We start from the raw sequence: 18,327 nt of genomic DNA on the forward strand, positions 1-18,327 counted from the left end.
GAGGGCGTGACGGGTGTCGTTCTACAGTCCCGCGAACTCGCACCACACCGCCTTCCCCAACTCGCGCTCCCGCACCCCCCACTTGTCGCTCAGCGCCGCGACCAGCAGCAGCCCGCGCCCGCCCACGTCCGCGTCGTCACCCTTCTCGACGACACGCGGCGCGCCGGGCCCGCTGTCGTGCACCTCGACGTGCAGGACACTGCCGTCGTAGCGCAGGAACAGCAGGAACTGGCGGCCGGGCGGCACTCCGTGCAGCAGAGCGTTGGTCACCAGTTCGCTCACACACAGCAATACGTCATCGGCCCGCGCGGTCCCGGCGAGCCCCCAAGCCGCGAGTGACTCCCCCGCGAACAACCGTGCGGCCGGCACGGACCGCCGATCGCGCCGGAAGAACCTCTGACGCAGGAGCGGGAGTTGGATCGTTTCGTTCACAGGGCGAGAGTTGCGGAGCGTGACTACTGTCGATCACCCAGTGAACCCGTACGGAATTTTTGTACGGGTTTCAGCCGGGTCAAGTACGAGCGCACAGGGGGATCTGGACCACCATGAGTCAGCGCAGGAAGAACCTCTCCACCATGAAGATGCTGGGCAAACAGCTCGGCACGGCCCGCCGGGAAGCGGGCCACACCCAAAGCGGCCTCGCCGAACTCGTCAGGCTGGACGAGGAGACCATCTCGTCCATCGAGCAGGGCAGGCGGGCCCTGAAGCCCGACCTCGCGACCCTGCTGGACGAAATCCTCGACACGAAGGGCATGTTGGCGACGGGTGTGGCCAACCTCCCGGACATCGACCAGTTCCCGCTGTGGGCCGAGCTGTACATGGAGCATGAGAGGGAGGCACTGGCACTGTCCTGGTACGACAACGCGGTGCTGCCGGGCCTCCTCCAGAACGAGCCGTACGTCCGCGCCGTGCTGCGCAACCGGGTTCCCGCGTACGACGAGGACGAGATCGAGACGTACACGGCACTCCGGCTGGCCCGTCAGGAGATCCTGCACCGGAAGAACCCGCCCACGTTGAGCTTCGTGGTGTGGGAGCCGGTGCTGTACCTGGAGATCGGGGGACGGCTGGAGCAACTCCGGCAGCTGAGGCAGCTCGCGGAACTGCCGTGTGTATCGCTGCAGTTCCTGCCGATGCGAAGCCCGTGCAGTGCCGGACTGGACGGCCCCTTCATCCTCGTGGAGACCCCGGACCACCAGCACCTCGCGTACGCCGAGGGCCAGCGCGGCAGCCAGTGGGTTTCCGACGCGGACGAGGTGTCCATCCTCGCGCGCAAATATGCGATGCTGCGGACACAGGCCCTGACCACTCAGGACTCGATGGCCCTGCTAGACCGCCTGCTAGGAGAACAATGAGCGCCGAAGCACTTCATTGGTTCAAGTCGAGCTACAGCGGCAGCGAGGGCGGCGCCTGCCTGGAGGTCGCCGCCTCCCCCACCACCATCCACATCCGCGACTCCAAGAACCGGACCGAAGACGGCGGCCCAACCTTCCAGGTGACTCAGGCCAGTTGGACCGCTTTCACCACGTCCCTCAAGAAGTAGTCCTCGCCGGGTCGGAGAGCGAGACCGACGGTGCCGTTCCCGCTCTCATCGTGGACGGCTCTATGCCAGGCTGCGGAACGTCCGGCGCTGTGCGCCGCCCCAGCTCTCCGAACCGCCGCCTCCGCTCACGCGAGCGGAAGACCGGCCGCACCCCGCACGATCGACGACCTCACCCCACTCGTGAAGAACCGACTACGCGGCTTCCAACGCCGACCCGAAGTCCTCGACGGCTTCATAGCCGACACCGGACTCGGCCTGGAGCCTCCGTAGCCTGTCACCTCACCCTTTCAACCTCAGCGTCAAACCACTGCAGAGCCCAGCCAGATTATGGCCGCGAGGGCCCTGGGGTGCCGTATGCCGGATCTGTTCATGAGGTGCTGTATTCGCTTTCTCTGCTGCATTCATCACATGACCGGCAGACCGCCAGCCAAGTCTGTGCTGGCCCCGCCGCACGACAGCCTGGCCATTTGGACGTCCAGCGCGTCTGCCGGTGCGGCGAAGTCGGCGGCCGCCGTCCGTTCTTCGGGGACCGGAGTCGACCGTCATTAAGCAATCATGCGGACCGGACCGAGGCTGGCCAGCAGCGTCGGCGCCGTCAGTTGCGCCACCCTGCACCCTGTGAGCAGGAACAGCAAGCCCACGGCCACGCCGCTTCCCTTCGCAAGATCAGGAATCGGCTGACACCGGTGGAACCCGGTCTTCGATGATACGGATCTGCTGCGCGACGGCGGCCCGGCATCGGTCGCTGTTCTCTTCCTCCTCAAGGGTCACCCGGCCAGTGAGGTGTGACATCAGAACGGCCTCGTAGCAGGAGGAGAGGATCTCCAGCGTGTCGTCAGCAGTCAACGGCTCGGGAAGAGCCTCGAAAACTCGGACCAGCGCCGTGAGGAAGGGACCAACCGCTGGCCTGACGGGCACCTCTGGCAGTGCGTCGTACTGCCAGAGAAAGCCCTCCGCAAAGCCCGCGTCACGCCACCAGGCCGCCGGAGCGCTCCGGCGGACATCGACTGCGGACTGGATCAGAGCGGTGTGCTCCGGAGGGAAAAACACTGCAAAGGGCGGATCAAACAGCGGAAGGGTGGCTTCGACCACATCCAGGGCAAGATCGCACAGTGCCGCGCCCCGCGCCTCCTCCAGCCGCTCCGCATACGGCTCCACTCTCTGGTCCCACAGCTCCATCGCACTTCCCTCATCCGGCGCGTTCCCGCGACTGCGTACCCGACGCGCCAGCAGCCAGGTTGCGGTCGGCCCGTTCCCCCTGCCGTTCGCCTGATGCTCGGTCCACTTCCGCCTGGACTGACGTGCGTCCGCAGGCCCGGCGGTGGGCAACCTCACCCGCAGCTGACGTTGCCTTCAACTACTGCCGTCACCCCACGCAGAAGCCCCGCCAGAACGCATCTGGCGGGGCTTCCTTTTCGCTAACGCTATGGGAATTTCTTGGATCGCAACAGCGCCCGGGGCTCCGGCTACCCCAGCATTTGATCTTCGTCAAACCCGAGCTCGTCCTCGACCCCGAGTTCGACAGCCGCATGCCATCGGACAACGTCGGGCCACGACTGGGGCGTCATCCGGCGAAGGCATTGAAGGGCCTCCGGCGTGCCGATCTCCCCCAGAGAGGAGATGACCTTCTGGCACAGCCAGTACGCCGGAGCGTCCTCGTCCACCGAACCTTCCGCCACCCTGAACAGGCAAGTGACCGCGTCCGTTTCCCGGATCTCCCCGAGGATCTCCACGAGATCCTCTTTGTTGAACCCCGCGGCATTCGAATCAAGGATCTCCTGAAGAGCCCCGCCCAGGCCCGGCGCCCGCAAGGGGGCGGCCAGGTTGGCGAACTTGTCGACCCTTGTCCAGTTTCCCGCGTGTGCGGCTTCCCGAATCCAGGATGCGATGAGCTGAGTGACCTCGGGATGCCCGGCCGCGATGGACCTGGCTTCCCGCCCCGTGCCGTCGGCGAGTGCTTCAACCAGATCAGCCTGAGATCTTTCTTCTCCGTGGAACGTCACCAGTCCTCCACTCTTCCGAATCCGACGATTCCCGAATTGAACACTCCGACCGATCCGGGTCTGAGGCCGTACGTGTCGAAGCCACGCTCCGACTTCAGGTGCACGGCATTTACATCCTGACCGATTTCATCCGGACTTTTACCGGCCGCGATCAATGCGTCGCGGGTACCCGGGGACATCTCGTAGCGAACCAGAACTGTATACTTCTCGGCATTTCTGCCTCCCCTGCGGTGGGTCTGATACCGCAGACCTTCGAGATACTCACGGTCCTGCGTAACGAAATTCTCGGTACCTCGGACGGTGATATCGCCGTTGGTTCCCAGCTGGTTGAATTCTTTCTCGCTCATCGCCCGATAAAAGACTTCATTGCAGTTGTGGACGAGTACCGGCGTGGCCCCCGCCACCACATAGTACGTGTGGGTGTCACCGACGGTCAGGTTGTGGACGGTCGCCCGGGGGCTCGTCCACCGCTCGAGCGCTGCGACCTGGACGTACGTGCCCGCGCTGGTCTGCAGCCACTCGCCGGCCTTCAGGTCGGTGGCCTTGATCCAGGTACGCAGCTCGGGGACCCAGAAGGGGTGGCCGTCGGTCGCGGTGACCTGGGCCGTCTTGGTGCCCTTCGTGCCGTCTACGTCGATCGTGACCTTGACGAGGTGCTTCCGGCCGTGGCCCTTGATCTCGGCCGTGACCGTCTCGATCCGGGTCTCACCGGTCTTCGGGTCGGTCGCGACGACCTTGTCGCCGGTCTTCACCTTCTCGATCGGCTTGGTCGTGCCGTCGGCCATCAGCACCTTCGTGCCGGGGACGAAGCTGTTGCACGTCCCGCCGCTCTCGCCTCCGCCGGAACCGCCCTCGGCCTTGCCCGAGCCGCCGCTGCCGCTGGTTCCGCCGTTGCTCTTGGAGGAGCCGCCCTCCTTGCCGCCGGGCTTGCCTCCGCCGCTCTTGCCGCCCCCGCCGCCATGCGACGACACCTTCGGGGCCGCCTTGGCCTGGGCCTGCTTCTGGACGCGGTTGCCGGTCTTCTTCGCGGCGGCCGCCGCCCTGTCAGCTGTTCGTTTCGCGGCCTCGGCCGCCTTCTTCTTCGCTCGCTGCGCCGCCAGCTTCTTGGCCCGCTCGATCGCGGCCTTCTTCGCCCTCAGCGCCGCGGCCTCGGCCGCCTTCGCGGCCTTCAGGACGAGCTGGGCCGCCTTCTTCGCCGCCTTGAACGACTCGATCGCCTTGATCGTGCGCTTCACGGCCTTGATGACGGAGGGAATCTTGCCCAGCTTCGTCCACGGGATCGCGTCGACCGCGATGCCGACGCAGGACCACATGTCACCGCCGAAACACGCCATCGCATCGTTGATGCCGATGAAGTCCTTCAGCGTCTCCCACGCCACGGCCAGGATCACCGAGGTCATGGACTTGCCCATCATCGCCTGCGCCTGCGCCACCTGGGACGGAGACAGACCTGCGCCGCTCAGCGCCGCCGCCCGCTCCGAGGCGGTCAGCGAGATGGCCAGGCCCGTCGGGTCGGACATCGTCACCGGGTTGTTGTGCGCGTAGGCGTAGCCGTTGGACTGCAGGACGTCGTTCAGGTCCACCACCGGGTCGGCGGACAGGAAGCGTCCGACCACCGGGTCGTAGAGGCGGGCGCCCAGCGGCTGGTAGCCGGAGGCGTCGTCCTCGGTGGCGCCGAGGAACCCGGCGTGCGTCTGCATGTTGGCGCCGGCCTTGTCGGCGCTGCGCTGGTTGCCGAACGGGTCCTGCTTGCGGATCCGCACCGGCATGTCACCGCTTAGCGCGACCTCGGCATAAGTGCTGCCCTGATGGTCGGCGGTGAGCGCGACCAGCGTCTCGTTGCCGGTGCCGTAGGCGTAGCGCATGACCGCGCCGCCGGGGGCGGCGTACGTGCGCTGGGTGTTGACCAGGACGCCGCCCTTTTGGACGGTGACCTCGGCCTCGCCCAGGTACAGCGTGGCCTGCTTGCCCTTGATCGTCAGCAGCCGCGAGCCGTCCGGACCGTAGATGTGACGGGTGTCGTTCTGCGGCGCCCACTGCTGCTCGGCCTTCGTGGCATCGCAGGCGGCGAGCACGATCGGGGTGGAGTTCGCCGAGTTGGCGCCCTGCACCGCCAGGCAGAACGTGGAGGCCAGGTGGATGAGCTGGCCGGAGGTGGTCCGCTTCAGCTCCTGGCCCGCCGAGCCGTTGCACTTCTGCAGCTGGACCGCGGACCCGACCGTGTTGGCGGCCGGCTGCACGCACCAGTTGTCGTAGACGTTGAGCGTGCCCCGGTTGGGGTCGGTCTGCGTCGTGCCCGGAGTAGGGGTGAAGCGCCAGTTCTGCGCCGGGGAGGCGTTGCAGGGATACAGCTGGATCGCCGTCGCGGCGACCGCGAGGCCGCCCTTGAGGTCCAGGCACTTGTCGGCGAGGCCCACGTACGGGGTCTTGCCGCCGGTGCCCTGACCGGTGATCCGGTCGACCTTGCCGTCGTAGGTCCAGGACAGCGACTGCTTGTCGCCGTTCTCGACGGAGGTGACGGTCTTGGTCTCGCCGGTGAGCTCGTACAGCCGCTCCGCCTCCGCCTTGACCTGCGCGCCGGCCGGCGTGGTGTAGGTCTTGGACACCTTGGTCAGCGTGTGCGGCTGGGTGTTGTCGGCCTTGCCGTAGGCGTAGCTGGTGGTGGCGTCCTTGGCCGTGTCGCCGGTGAGGTCCTTCTCGGTCAGCTTCTTGCGGTTGCCGAGCAGGTCGTACTCGTACTCCTGCCAGTAGCCGGAGTTGTCCTTGCCGACGGCCACGTTGAGTGTGCCGTCGCTGTTCTTCGGCGCGGTGCAGGCACTCTGGTCCTTGGAGGTCCAGGCCGACTTCAGCTGACCCAGCGGGTCATAGGTGAAGCACTGCCGTTCCTCGATGCCGGTGGAGCCCTCCTGGATGGAGGTGACGTTGCCGGACGGGTCGTAGCTGTACGACCGGCTGGAGACCAGCCACGGGTTGTTCGGGTTCTGGCCGACCAGTGAGGTGTCCCCGGTCTTCTCTCGGAAGACCGACTGCTGCTTGAGCTCACCGCTGGACTCGTCGAACGTGTTCTGCGTCCACACCCGGTAGGGCTGAGCGCCGAGCGTGGAGCGCAGCACCTGCCCGTAGGGGTCGTAGACCGTCTCCGAGCCGTACCAGTCCTTGCCGGAGATCGAGAGCGGCTTGCCGTCCTTGTTGTAGCGGACGACGAGCTTCTCCTCGGCGAGCTTGCCGATCTTCGGGAGGGTCGACTCCTCCAGCACGCCGTTGTCGCTGTACTTGTAGGAGTACTTGTACGACGTCTCCAGACCCCAGGTGTCCTTGAGGGACTGCGGCAGGGTCAGCGTGGTCGAGGTGGGCTGGTAGTCCTTGTCGTAGCCGTCGACCTTCTGGATGTAGGCCTCGGTGTCGGTGTAGCGGGTGGCGGTGTAGGGCATGCCCTTGCCGCCGGGGGCCTGGTCGTAGGTGAGGGTGGACAGGAGGCTGCCGTCGGCGTCTTTCAGGCGCTGCTCGATCGGCCGCGACAGCTGGTCGTAGCCGTTCCACACGACGACGCCGCGAGCGTTCTCGGTGGTGAGGACGCGGTCGCGCGTGTCGTACGTGTTCTTCGTGACGCCCGTGTCCGGGTCGGTGGCGGTCTCCTGACGGCCGCGTTTGTCGTACGTCCATGTCCACGGGTGCGCGGTGTCGGCGGAGTTGGTCGCCTTCACCAGCTGGCCGCGGGTGTCGTAGTCGTACTTCATCGACGTGAGGCCGCCGGGCGCGTCCGCGTTGAACGTGTCCACCCGCTTGGTGCGGCCGAGGGCGTCGGTGTAGACGCGGTAGTCGGAGGTGCCCTGCGGGTTGTCGACCTTGGACCAGTCCAGGCCGTACTCGTAGCGGGTGGCCCGCGCCGGGACCGGCTCCGACTTCGACTCGTGGGTCAGCGGGTCCTCGACCTTGAGGACCGGCATCTCCTCCAGCACGCGGCCGGAACCGTCGTAGGTGTAGCGCGTGATGTTCGGGACGACGGTGTCGCTGACCGGGCTGAACAGCTCGCCGGGCTTGGCCTCGTCCGTCGGGTAGGCGTTATTGGTCTGCCAGATCTCGCCGGAGCTGTTGTACAGCGTGTCGGTGATCAGGTAGCCGCCGCCGTCCGCCTCCTCCTGCGTCTGCCGCTCACGGCCGAGGCCGTCGTAGAGGGTGACGGAGGTCTCGACGCGGTTGTTGTAGCCGCGGGTGTAGGTGGTGACGTACGAGGGCTTGCGGTCCTCGCCCTCCGTGTACGCCGGGATGGTGTACACGGCGCGGAAGTCCGGGACGGCCGTGTCCGACGGTGTGCGGTCCGCCGCCCAGGCCTTCGACAGCCGGCCCAGTGGGTCGAACTCGGCCTGGGTGACGTGGTTGTTGGCGTCGGTCGTCTTCAGGGTCGTGCCACGGCCCGGTTCGACGTCGCGCGTCTCGGAGTGTCCGAGGGCGTTGGTCTCGACGACCTGGAAGACCTGTCCGAGCGCCGGCTTGTAGGCGATGGTGCCGGAGGTCTTGTAGTCCATGTCGGTCATGCGGGTCACACGGCCGAGGTCGTCGAACTCCGTGGTACCGCCGGTCTGCCAGGCGGTGCCGGCGCCGTTGATCGACCAGGACTCGGTGGCCTCGCCCTGGGTGGCGCCAGCGAGCGCGGCCCCGTAGGCGCCGCCGTCGTAGGCGGTGCGGGCGCCGCCGGTGAGCGTGCTGAGGTCGGTGAAGTCGGCGGCGGCGCAGGTGGTCGGGGAGACCAGGACCTGCTTGGACAGACCGATGAGGTTCTTGGCGGTCTGGTGGATGTACTCCGACTTGGTGCAGGACTCGTCGCCGGTCTTGCCGGTGTCGCCGAGCGACTCCACCTGGATGGGCAGACCGTAGGCCGACTCGTAGGCGGTGTTGGTCCGGACGACCCGCTCGGTGCGGGGGTCGTCGCTGTTGGTGCCCGAGGACCTGGTGTAGGCGATCTCCGTGGGCTCGGTCACCCGCCAGGCGTAGAGCGGGTCCAGGCCGTCGTCACGGTTGCGGTGTCCCAGTTCGGTGGCGGCCGGGACGGTGACGCTGCGCGAGACCCAGTCGGTGTCGGCGTCGCCGGCCTCGTCGTAGTCGAGCTCCTCGGCGATACGGCCGGCGAACGCCTCCCGGTCCTTGGCGATCTCGGTGCCGGTGATGTCCTTCACCGACACGGTGTCGCCCATGCCGCGGAAGAAGCGGGTGACCGACTTGGAGCGCTTGGAGCCGATGTCGGCGTTGTCCGCGCCCGTGATCACCGTGGTCTGCTCGGCCCCGGCGAACTGCGAGTAGGTCCGCGTGGACTTCTTGGTGAACTCCCCGTCGGCGAGCTTCCAGCCCGGGTTCTTGTACTCGTAGGCCGTCTTGGTCGCGAACGCGCCGTCGACGTTGGGGAGTTCCTCGATGGTGTCCACGACGTACTTGTGGAACCAGTCGATGTCCTCGACCTCGGGGTCCGGGGACCAGAAGGTCGGGTAGCACAGCCGGGTGTTGGCCTTCAGCGCGGCTTTGTCCGCCTTGCCCGGCAGTCCCGTGCCGGTGGCGCAGTCGCCGGCGGTCGGCTTGTAGGAGACGACGGTCTCGCCGCCGTACTCGTTGATGACGCGGCCGATGCGCAGCCGGGAGAACCCGGGGCGCGGGTCGTTCGGGCGCATCACCCGGTTGGGCATGTCCTCGGCGTTGGACTCGAAGCGCACCGCGTTGAGGGCGGCGCTCTTGCCGGCTGCGTCGTAGCCGGTGCGCTGGACGGACTCCAGCCACAGGGCGGTGTTGGGGCCGGTCTTCAGCACCGGGAAGTTCTGCGTGAGGGTGTGCTTGTCCACCAGCTGGCGGGCCGTGGTGGAGGTGAGCCGCTGCGCCTCGGTGGTGATCTCGGTCAGCCGCTTACGGCTCCAGAACGAGGGGCCGGCGTTCCAGCACTTCCTGGTGTAGGTGGCGGTGACGGCCTTGCAGTTCAGGTCGGCCGGGGTGTCGTACCAGATGCGGTACTTGCCCGGGTCCTTGTCCTCGAAGTTGGTGTCCGCGCAGGTCAGCGTGGTGCTCTCGGGGAGGCAGCGCTCCTCGACCTTGAACTTGACGCTGCCCGGGGCGACCGCGGTGAAGAGGGTGCCTGCGCGCTGGCCGTAGTCGATGCGCTCGAGCCAGCCGTCGCGGTCGTAGACGACCGGCTTCTTGAAGTCGAAGTTGCGGGCGTAGTAGTTCTGGTCCTTCTTCCACCACAGCGACATGGCGTTGCCGTGGACGTCCTCGACGTAGTCGAGGTTCCAGCGCCAGCCCTGGGTGCAGGCGGAGCCCTTCCAGTCGCCGGCCTGGTAGCAGTCCTCACCGTCGTGGTTGCCGTACACCGGCACCGTGAGAACCGAGTTGGTGACCGGCTGTCCGGCGCTCCAGCCCGGCAGCTTGTACTTGCCGAAGTGGTACTTGGTGCCGTCGCGGGTGGTGACGGTCCAGTACTCGCTCTTGTAGGCGCCGTTGCCGGACGTGCCGTCCTGGACCCGCTCGATCTTCGAGCCGTCGCCGTTGGCGGTGAGCCAGGCGCCGTCGCCCCCGTTCTGGTCCTTGTCCCAGACCAGTTCGGTGGTCATGCCGCCCAGCGAGAGGGTGGCGTTGTCCGAGCCCCAGCACAGGTCCGCGGTGCGGTGCGTCTTGTTGTTGGAGCCCTCCTTCTTGGAGTCCTCACGGCAGTTGGCGTACGTCCGGGTGATGGAACCCGGGTTGTAGTCCCATCCGTCGCCGATCCAGGACGCCTGGTTGTTCGTGGCGGAGGTGCGGCCGTCCACGGACTGCGAGGAGTAGCCGAGGGACACCTTCGGCATCAGACCGCCGGCGGTCTCGGGCACCTGCACGTCGTAGGAGTACGTGAACGCGCCGGACGAGGAGCCTGCCGACCACGCGCCGGAGGACAGCAGCGGGGAGGCGGTGAAGTCACCGGAGGCGGAGGCCCCGGTGTCCATCGCGCCGACGACCTTCGGGCCGGAGGCGTCCACGACGGGCAGGACGTCACCGCTGCCGGCGGATGCGGTGCGCACGGATGCGCCGGACGCGGTCGAGCCGCCGTCGCCCAGCAGGTCCGAGACCGGGACGGAGCCGGTGAGGATCTTGCGGGTGGCGGACTTCTTCGCGGCGGTGGTCCTGGTGGGCGCCTTCTTGGCGGGGACGACCTCGACCGAGCTGCTGAGCCGCTCGGGCTGCTCGGCGGTCTTGCCCGACATGGTCGTCGTGCCGCTGTCGGCGGCGCAGAGACCGCTGTCGGGTGCGTCCATGACGCAGTCGGGGAGCAGGACCAGGCCGAAGCGCTCGGCGGCCTGCGGGCCGTAGAGGTCGGCGAAGCCGGTGGTGTCGACGTCGATCACGACCTGCGCGGCCGGATCGGCGTCGGCCGGCGGCGTGATCTTCATGATCAGGCCGGAGACGTTGGCGTCCTGCGAGGCGCTCGGCGCGGCCAGGTCGACCTTCCACTCACCGTCGATCGCGGCGGGGTCGCCGCCCTCGGGCACCCCCAGGGCGATCGGCAGGTCGTCGACCGGAACCGTGGTACCCGGCGCGGTGTCCGGCTTCAGGGCGGCGATCCCCGTGTCCCCCGCCCACGGCGTCACGGCCTCCGGCGCATACGGGTCCACCGGGACCTCGGGCGCGGTGGTGAGGTGCTTCTCGGCCTCCTCGTCCGCCGCCAGCGAGGTGTCCTCGGGCAGATCCGGGAGCTTCACCTCCTCGCGCGTCATGCCGGGGCCGGGTATCGCCCACGCCTCCGCGCCGAGGCTGGTCACCAACAAGGCCGAGGACAACAGAAGGACGGTCGCCACACGGCTTTGCCGGCGACGCCGTCGTCGTGACTCCGTCATGGCCGGGCGTGCCCGCCTCAGCCATGACGGTGGACTTTGAGCACGCATACGCGTCGACCCCACCAAAGCGAAAAACAACAGATGGAGACCGAACCCTCTGTCATGACCGCCGCGCGTTTCAAGATCAATAAATGCGGGCGCTCGCGGCCGATGTGATCCCGGCCACGGGACGATATCTGTCACATCGTCATACTCGCGAGTAAGTCGACAAGGCGATGAAAAAGCTTATCTATGTCCGCGCTTCGGGTGATCAAAAGCCGCAGATGACACACGGTCAACTGCTGGTCACGCAGGTGCCATTCCATGGTCACAGATTCATAAAATCTTCATACATGGACGTTCTGTGCGGTTCGTGTGAGCGTGTGTGCGCCCATGCCCATCCGCCTGGTCCACACGGGAGTAGACCGCCGCCGTGTCCGTGCTGCCTCGTTTTCTCAGCCCCTTCGTGCGCACGCGCACCAGGCTGGCTCTCACCCTCGGCCTCGTCCTGGCCGCCCTGACCGCCGCGCTGCTGCCCTGGTGGCAGCCTGACGAACCCTCACCGCCACAAGCAGGCAAGGCCGCCGACGCACGGCAGGCCACGACCGGCCCGCGCGACGAGGCGGCCGCCCAGACCGAGGCCCGACGCACCCGCAAGCCGGTCCTCGTCGACACCGCCACCACCGCCACCTCCCAGACCTGGGCGCAGCCCGACGGCCAGATGCGGACGCGGATCACCGCCACCGCGACGCGGGCCAAGACCGCGAACGGCACGTGGGCGCCGATCGACAACCGGCTGCGCCGGGTGAAGAACGCCGCCCGCGGCCTCGGCGTCCAGCCGGTCAACCCGGCCCAGCCGGTGCGCTTCGCCGGCGGCACCCCCGGCGGGACCGCCGACCGGGCCGGCCGCTCCTTCGCCCGGCTGCCGCTGGCCGACGGCCCGCAGGCGCAGGAGACGGTGCTGGCCGAGGTCGACATCGCCGGGCACACCGTCGCCTACACCTGGCCCGGCACACTGCCGGAGCCGGTGCTCGACGGCTCGCGCGCCCTGTACCCGGAGGTGCTGCCGGGCGTCGACCTGCTGCTGGTCGCGCGTGAGGAGGGCGGCTTCGCCCAGCTGCTGATCGTGAAGAACAAGGAGGCCGCGCAGAGCAAGGCGCTGGCCACCGTGGCCTACGGGCTGCGCTCGTCCACGGCCGTGTTCCGCCATGACAAGAGCAGCGGACGCGTCCTGGTGCAGGACCACTCGGGCAAGGAGATCGGCTCCATCCCGACCCCGTTCGCCTGGGACTCGGCCGGCCGCGACCCCGAGCTGGACGCGGGCAAGGGCGCACCGCGCACCTCCGTCGCCACGTCCGCCGACGTGCTGAAGCTCTCGGGGCTGTCCGGCATCGAGCCGGGCGCGCACAGCGCCCCGATGCCGATGCGGCTGGCCGGTGACGGCACCGGCGCCGCCCGCCTCGACCTGCACGCCGCGCAGACCGGCCTGTTCACCGACGCCGACGTGACGTACCCGGTGTTCGTCGACCCGCCGCTCACCACCGCCTGGACCGGGTGGACCGTGGCGTACAAGCCGTACCCGAACACCAGCTTCTGGAACGGCACCAACTTCTCCTCCGGCACCTCCGACGCGCGCGTCGGCCACGAGGACGACACCGGCGGCACCGCCCGCTCCTTCTGGCGGATGGCGTACAGCACCAGCCTCAAGGGCGCCGCCATCACCTCCGCGACCTTCAAGGTCCTCAACAACCACTCCTGGTCGTGCACCACCCGCGAGTTCCAGCTCTGGTCGACCGGAGCGATCTCCTCCGGCACCACCTGGAACAAGCAGCCCGCCTGGTCCAGCGAGATCCAGCGCAAGTCCTTCGCGCACGGCTGGTCCTCGTCCTCCTGCCCGAACGAATACGAGGCGTTCAACGTCAAGACCGCCGCCCAGAAGGCGGCCGACGCCGGCTCGTCGAGCCTCACCCTCGGCATGCGGGCCACCAGCGAGTCCGACACGCAGACCTGGCGCAAGTTCCAGGCGACCAGCGCCACCCTCGAAGTCGCCTACAACCGGCCGCCCGCCACCCCCTCCAGCGTCTCCAGCGCACCCGGCGGGACCTGCAACACCACGGCCGCCGGCGCCACCGTCGGCAAGACCAACATCGTCCTGTCCGCGAAGTCCACGGACCCCGACGGCAACCTCAAGGGCCTGCGCTTCCGGTTCTGGAAGTCCGATGCCACGGCTCCGGCCGGCACCCTCGTCACCAGCCTGACCAGCGGCAAGGCCACCCTGACCATCGCCGCCGCCACGCTGGTCGACAAGGCCGTCTACTACTGGGAGGTCCGCGCCGAGGACAGCAACTCACCCACCGCGGTGTCCGCCTACTACCCCACCAGCGGCAACCGGTGCACGGTCACGGTCGACGGCTCCGGCCCGCCGCCGCCCACCGTCGACAGCGACACCTTCCCCGAGGCCACCCCCGACGCCCAGACCTGGGCCACGGTCAAGTTCGGCAAGACCGGCGCGGTCACCTTCACGTCCGAGGGCGCCGCGAAGTTCCGCTGGTCCATCGAGGGCAACAACCCCGTCGACCTCACCGCCACCGCCGGCACCGCCACCCTGCCCGCGTTCAGCCCGGCCCACTCCGGCCCCAACACGCTGCAGGTCTACGCCTACGACTCCCTCGGCAACCCCAGCAAACGCAGCGACTACACCTTCTACGTGCCTCCGCGCGACACGGCCGACGGCCCCATGGACACCGGCGGCGACAACACCCCCGACCTGCTGATCATCAACGCCGAAGGCGACCTGCGCACCTGCGTCGGCGGGGAGAGCGGCGACCTCTACAACTGCCTCGCCGCCTCCTACGACGCCGCCAAGCAGGCCGACCCGCAGGGCCACTGGTACGACCCGGCCACCGGCAAGGCCGCGCTGATCGCCCACTACCAGGACACCTATCCCGGCGACGGCTCCACCGACCTGTTCGCCGTCAGCCCCGACGGCCGCTTCTGGCTCTACCCCGGCGACGGCTACGGCAGCTTCGACGTCACCCAGCGCATGGAGATCCGCCTGCCCTCGAACGCGCCCGCGCCCTCCACCTGGACCCAGCTCAAGGCCGTCGGCGACATCACCGGCGACAAGCTCCCCGACCTCGTCATGCGGGCCGGCCCCCAGCTGTGGACGCTCTCCGGCTACACCGGCGCCAGCGTCCACACCGCCACCCTCATGAACGTCGACGCCTGGGCCCGCCGGGACATCGTCAACGTCACCGACATCAACGGCGACAGCACCCCCGACCTGCTGTGGCGCAACCTCGACAACGGCAACATGTACGACCGGCAGGGCAAGCCGGGCGCCGTCGCCGGCAGCGTCGACCTGGAATCACTGAAGACGGCCGCCGCCTCCCTCACCGGCAAGGACGAGCCCTACGGCACCTCCTGGACCGAGGCCGCCGTGCCCACCGCCATCGGCATCCCCGACGTCAGCAAGGACGGCATCCCCGACATCTGGGCCCGCTTCGCCTCCGACGGCGCCACCCGTATCTACAACCCCTCCCGCACCAACACCAACGCCGCCGTCAGGGTCGTCCTGTCGACCAACTGGAACACGGTCAAGGCCTTCGGCTGAGCAATCTCGCACGCCCGGGCCCCGGCCGCCTCCTTCGAGGGGACGCTGTTGGTCAATCCGGGGCCGACTTCGCCCCGTCGATCACTGGATCGGCGGGGCGGAGTGCTGCGAAGTGGCTGGTCCGGGTGCGGGCGAGCGGTGCGCCTGTGAGGTGGGCGTCGATGCGCGCGAGGTTGATCGCTGCTCCGGTGAGCTGGTGCTGGAGACTGGCCTTGGCAAGGCCGCGGTAACGGGATCTGCGCAGGCCACACCGCCCTACTCCTCGGAAAATGGTGCCTTCCACACCGGCACGAAGTCGGTAGCGCGCCTTCTAAATCGACTCCACCGCCGCCGCGGAGCCCATCGCTGCCGACCTGCCCGTGTGTCTCCTTCACGGCACCCGTTGGTCCGCGTCGGCGCCGTACGGCCGGGCGCAACTGACACGGCGCAGCCATGCTGGATTACGAACCCGCAGGTCACACTCGTGCCGGACACCCTCAAAAGATCCGCACCCAACCGAGATCACCACACGGCCGTCGACACACCACTCCAGCGGGCGTGACCGAGCACCATGACGGCCGTGCGCCAAGCGTTGTGAACGCCGGCCGTCTTGGACGCGCGGCGTCAACCCCAGTTTTCACAGGGCGACTTCAGATGTTCACGCGGCCCCGTCGAGGCGAAGCCAGACGGGGCAGATGTGAGCGAGGTCACGGGATGGTCGTCGCATCCCTTTGTGCAGACCCCGAGTCGGATCGGTGAACGGACTTGTTGAGGGGAAATAAGGATGCGAAATCGCACTCTGGTGGTTACGGCAGCTCTGTGTGTGACGGCGGTGGTGACGCTCACCGCATGCGGAGATGACAAGAAGCCTGCCGCCAAGGAGGCAGGCGACGCCGTCTCCGCCACGCCGTCACCCACGAAGCCGGCGGATCCCTTCGAGGGGCTGACGCCGGCCCAGATCTCCGAAAAGGCCCGCGTGGCGATGGTGAAGCTGGATTCGTTCAAGGTCAAGGGTGACATAACCACCGACGGTGAGCGTATGATTGTCGATTTCTCGGTTGCCAGCACGGGCGACTGTCAGGGGACCTTCACCACCGGGGGAGCGTCCGCCGACGTCCGTGAGGTCAGTGGCGTCAGCTACATGAAGGGTGACGAGAAGTTCTGGCAGCAGATGGGAAGCGAGGACGGCACGTCGCCCGAGGAGACCGCCGCCATCACCGAGATGCTCAAGGGGCGCTGGTTCAAGATGTCGGCGGAGGACGCAAAGGCGGACGACAAGTTCCCCTTCTGCGACGTCGCCACGATGTTCGAGAAGGACGAGGAGGACAGCCAGCTCACCAGGGGGGCGGACACCGAGGTCAACGGCACGCCCGCCGTGACGCTCACAGGGAAGGACGGCGCCGCGACCCTGACCCTCCTCGTAGCCGCGAAGGGAGAGCCCTACGCGCTGAGGATGACGCACGAAGGCGGCGAGGAGCCCGGCACAATCGATTTCTCGGCGTTCAACGCGCCTGTGACCGTCACGCCCCCGCCGCCGGGCGAGGTCATGGACCCGGAGAAACTCACGGGGTGAGACCGGGACCGCCGCCGCCCCGATCCCAGCTGGGCTCGGGGCGGTGATGGACGTCGCCGATGTGGCGTGCACGGTGCGGCACATGGCGGGGCTGCCGCTGGAGGCGAACATCCAGTTCGCGACGGTGCCGGCGACGACGATGCCGTACGTGGGGCGCGGCTGACGCCAGCGGGTTCTCAACCTGCACAAGCGGAGTTTCGTCGTCCGCACCATTGCCGCCGGTAGCGGACTTATGCTCAACTCTTCTACACGAGAACTTCACACTTGAGGCACGACAGTTCCGCAAGGAACGGTCGGCGAACGGCCACAGGCCATACCGAGGGGGGAAGGGCAGCCGTCCCGCGACACGGGTGGGGGTGGACCTCGCAAGGGACCGCGAGGAAAGCACCGGCGTCGCGGGACGGCTGCCGCACCATCAGTCCCGAGCACTCTCCGGGGCCGGCGCCTCAGGCACTTCAGCTGCTTCACGTGTGCGACGTCTGCGGAGCGCGTACGCGCCGCCCATGACCAGGGCGACCACTCCCGCGGCCCCGCCGAGCACCCCCCAGCCGCCCGCGCCGCCGCCCGCCGGCTCACCCTGCGCCCCGGCCGCCGGGGCCTTCCCCGAGGACGTCGCCTTCGTCCCGCCCTCACTCAACGCCTCCACCAGCGTGCCCACCGGCCGCGCCGAACTCCCTTGTGCGAAGCCCCAGTCGAGCAGCGCGGCCGTCTCCTCGTAGACGGCGTTGTGGCCGCTCTTCGGATGCAGCACGACCACGACGAGCGTGCGGCCGGCGCGGGTCGCGGCACCCGTGAAGGTGTTGCCGGCGTTGCTGGTGTAGCCGTTCTTCACGCCGATCATGCCCGGGTACGGCGTCACCCCGTAGGTGCCCGTCAGCAGCCGGTCGGTGTTCTCGATCGCGAAGGTCTTCGTGCCCCCGGCCGGGAAGCGGGCGGTCTTCGTGCCGCAGTAGGCGCGGAAGTCGGCGTTCTTCAGACCGTGCCGGGCGAACAGCGCGAGGTCGTAGGCGGAGGACGACTGGCCCTCGTGGTCATAGCCGTCGGGGCTGACGACGCGGGTGTCCAGCGCCTGGAGGTCGACCGCCCTGGCCTGCATCTGGGCGACCGTCTTCGCGACCCCGCCGTTCATCCGGGCGAGCACCTGCACGGCGTCGTTGCCCGAGCGCAGGAACACGCCCTGCCACAACTGCTCGACGGTGTAGGTGACGCCCGCCTTGACGCCGACGAGGGAGGAGCCGGACGGGATGCCGGCCAGGTCGGCGTCGGTCACGGTGTAGCGCTCGGTGCGCTCGAAGCTGCCCAGCAGGGTGTCCGCGAACAGCATCTTCAGCGTGGAGGCGGGCGCGACGCGCAGATGCGCACGGTAGGAGGCGAGCACCTCCCCGCTGTCCTGGTCGGCGAGCACCCAAGCCCGGGCGGTGAGCTTCTTCGGCAGCGCGGCGCCCCCGTTCACCTGGACGCCGTCGGCCACGAGCCGCGCGCCGCCGACCGCCACGTCGGACGCGGCGGCGTCCGGGGCCGCGGCGAGGGCGCCGGCGGCGAGGGGGGTGGTGGCCGCGATGGCCAGCAAGGAGCGCCGGGTCGGGCGGGCTGAGAGGCGCGAGAATGCGTGCACTGCGGGACCGTACAAGGGAGTTCAGCGAAACAGGAAATCGCCGCCTACATCCCTTCCGGCATCCCTTCCGACACCCCTTCCGACATCGCTTCCGGCATTACTGCCGAACCGGCCACTCAACCCCTGCCACCTGGGAAAACGCCCTCCGCAGCCTAGGAATCAGCTGTCTCAGGGAATT

9 protein-coding genes and 2 pseudogenes are annotated in these 18,327 nt (G+C 68.3%); 5 read left to right on the forward strand and 6 right to left on the reverse strand.

Features of this window, described 5'->3' with window-relative positions:
* Positions 1 to 21: 21 nt before the first annotated feature.
* Positions 22 to 432: an ATP-binding protein gene (locus tag ACWCPF_RS17545; protein WP_451045904.1), complete on the reverse strand. Its 411-nt coding sequence runs from the start codon at positions 430 to 432 to the stop codon at positions 22 to 24.
* 113 nt (positions 433 to 545) lie between these two features.
* Between ACWCPF_RS17545 and ACWCPF_RS17550 the strand changes: the two genes are divergently transcribed.
* Together ACWCPF_RS17550 and ACWCPF_RS17555 are read left to right on the forward strand one after the other, a co-directional pair.
* Positions 546 to 1,352 carry a helix-turn-helix domain-containing protein gene (locus ACWCPF_RS17550; RefSeq protein ID WP_451045905.1) on the forward strand — a complete coding sequence of 269 codons (807 nt, stop codon included), beginning with the start codon at positions 546 to 548 and terminating at the stop codon, positions 1,350 to 1,352.
* Entirely contained in the window at positions 1,349 to 1,540 is a 192-nt protein-coding gene (locus ACWCPF_RS17555) for a DUF397 domain-containing protein (protein ID WP_451045906.1), read from the forward strand. The genes ACWCPF_RS17550 and ACWCPF_RS17555 overlap by 4 nt, the downstream gene beginning before the upstream one ends.
* Before the next feature lie 666 nt (positions 1,541 to 2,206).
* On the opposite strand, the gene ACWCPF_RS17560 is transcribed toward ACWCPF_RS17555, so the two are convergent.
* From ACWCPF_RS17560 to ACWCPF_RS17570, 3 genes are all read right to left on the reverse strand, one after another.
* The gene (locus ACWCPF_RS17560) at positions 2,207 to 2,719 is read right to left on the reverse strand and encodes a hypothetical protein (protein ID WP_451045907.1); all 513 of its coding nucleotides are present in this window, start codon (positions 2,717 to 2,719) and stop codon (positions 2,207 to 2,209) included.
* A gap of 287 nt (positions 2,720 to 3,006) precedes the next feature.
* The gene (locus ACWCPF_RS17565) at positions 3,007 to 3,543 is read right to left on the reverse strand and encodes a HEAT repeat domain-containing protein (protein WP_451045908.1); all 537 of its coding nucleotides are present in this window, start codon (positions 3,541 to 3,543) and stop codon (positions 3,007 to 3,009) included.
* Positions 3,540 to 11,270, reverse strand: coding sequence for a ricin-type beta-trefoil lectin domain protein (locus ACWCPF_RS17570; protein ID WP_451045980.1), 7,731 nt, complete (start codon positions 11,268 to 11,270; stop codon positions 3,540 to 3,542). The genes ACWCPF_RS17565 and ACWCPF_RS17570 overlap by 4 nt, the downstream gene beginning before the upstream one ends.
* Positions 11,271 to 11,802: 532 nt before the next feature.
* Between ACWCPF_RS17570 and ACWCPF_RS17575 the strand changes: the two genes are divergently transcribed.
* Positions 11,803 to 14,982 (forward strand): DNRLRE domain-containing protein, encoded by a 3,180-nt coding sequence (locus tag ACWCPF_RS17575; protein WP_451045909.1) that lies wholly within the window; start codon positions 11,803 to 11,805, stop codon positions 14,980 to 14,982.
* A gap of 52 nt (positions 14,983 to 15,034) precedes the next feature.
* Here ACWCPF_RS17575 and ACWCPF_RS17580 read toward each other — a convergent pair.
* A pseudogene (locus tag ACWCPF_RS17580) lies at positions 15,035 to 15,292 on the reverse strand (transposase); the annotation flags it as partial.
* A 492-nt stretch (positions 15,293 to 15,784) separates the two neighbouring features.
* On the opposite strand from ACWCPF_RS17580, the gene ACWCPF_RS17585 reads away from it, so the two are divergent.
* Both ACWCPF_RS17585 and ACWCPF_RS17590 read left to right on the forward strand, forming a co-directional pair.
* Positions 15,785 to 16,534, forward strand: a complete 750-nt coding sequence (locus ACWCPF_RS17585) for a hypothetical protein (RefSeq protein ID WP_451045910.1) — start codon at positions 15,785 to 15,787, stop codon at positions 16,532 to 16,534.
* 40 nt (positions 16,535 to 16,574) lie between these two features.
* A pseudogene (locus tag ACWCPF_RS17590) lies at positions 16,575 to 16,697 on the forward strand (3-oxoacyl-ACP reductase); the annotation flags it as partial.
* Positions 16,698 to 16,949: 252 nt separating this feature from the next.
* Here the strand turns inward: ACWCPF_RS17590 and ACWCPF_RS17595 are convergent.
* Positions 16,950 to 18,149: a D-alanyl-D-alanine carboxypeptidase family protein gene (locus ACWCPF_RS17595; protein ID WP_451045911.1), complete on the reverse strand. Its 1,200-nt coding sequence runs from the start codon at positions 18,147 to 18,149 to the stop codon at positions 16,950 to 16,952.
* Positions 18,150 to 18,327: the final 178 nt, after the last annotated feature.

It is taken from the genome of Streptomyces sp. NPDC001858 (genome assembly GCF_053594615.1).

Coding starts and splice junctions, on each gene's coding strand:
- ACWCPF_RS17550 (WP_451045905.1), top strand. CDS start 546: ATGAGTCAGCGCAGGAAGAACCTCTCCACCATGAAGATGCTGGGCAAA.
- ACWCPF_RS17555 (WP_451045906.1), top strand. CDS start 1,349: ATGAGCGCCGAAGCACTTCATTGGTTCAAGTCGAGCTACAGCGGCAGC.
- ACWCPF_RS17560 (WP_451045907.1), bottom strand. CDS start 2,719: ATGGAGCTGTGGGACCAGAGAGTGGAGCCGTATGCGGAGCGGCTGGAG.
- ACWCPF_RS17570 (WP_451045980.1), bottom strand. CDS start 11,270: ATGACGCGCGAGGAGGTGAAGCTCCCGGATCTGCCCGAGGACACCTCG.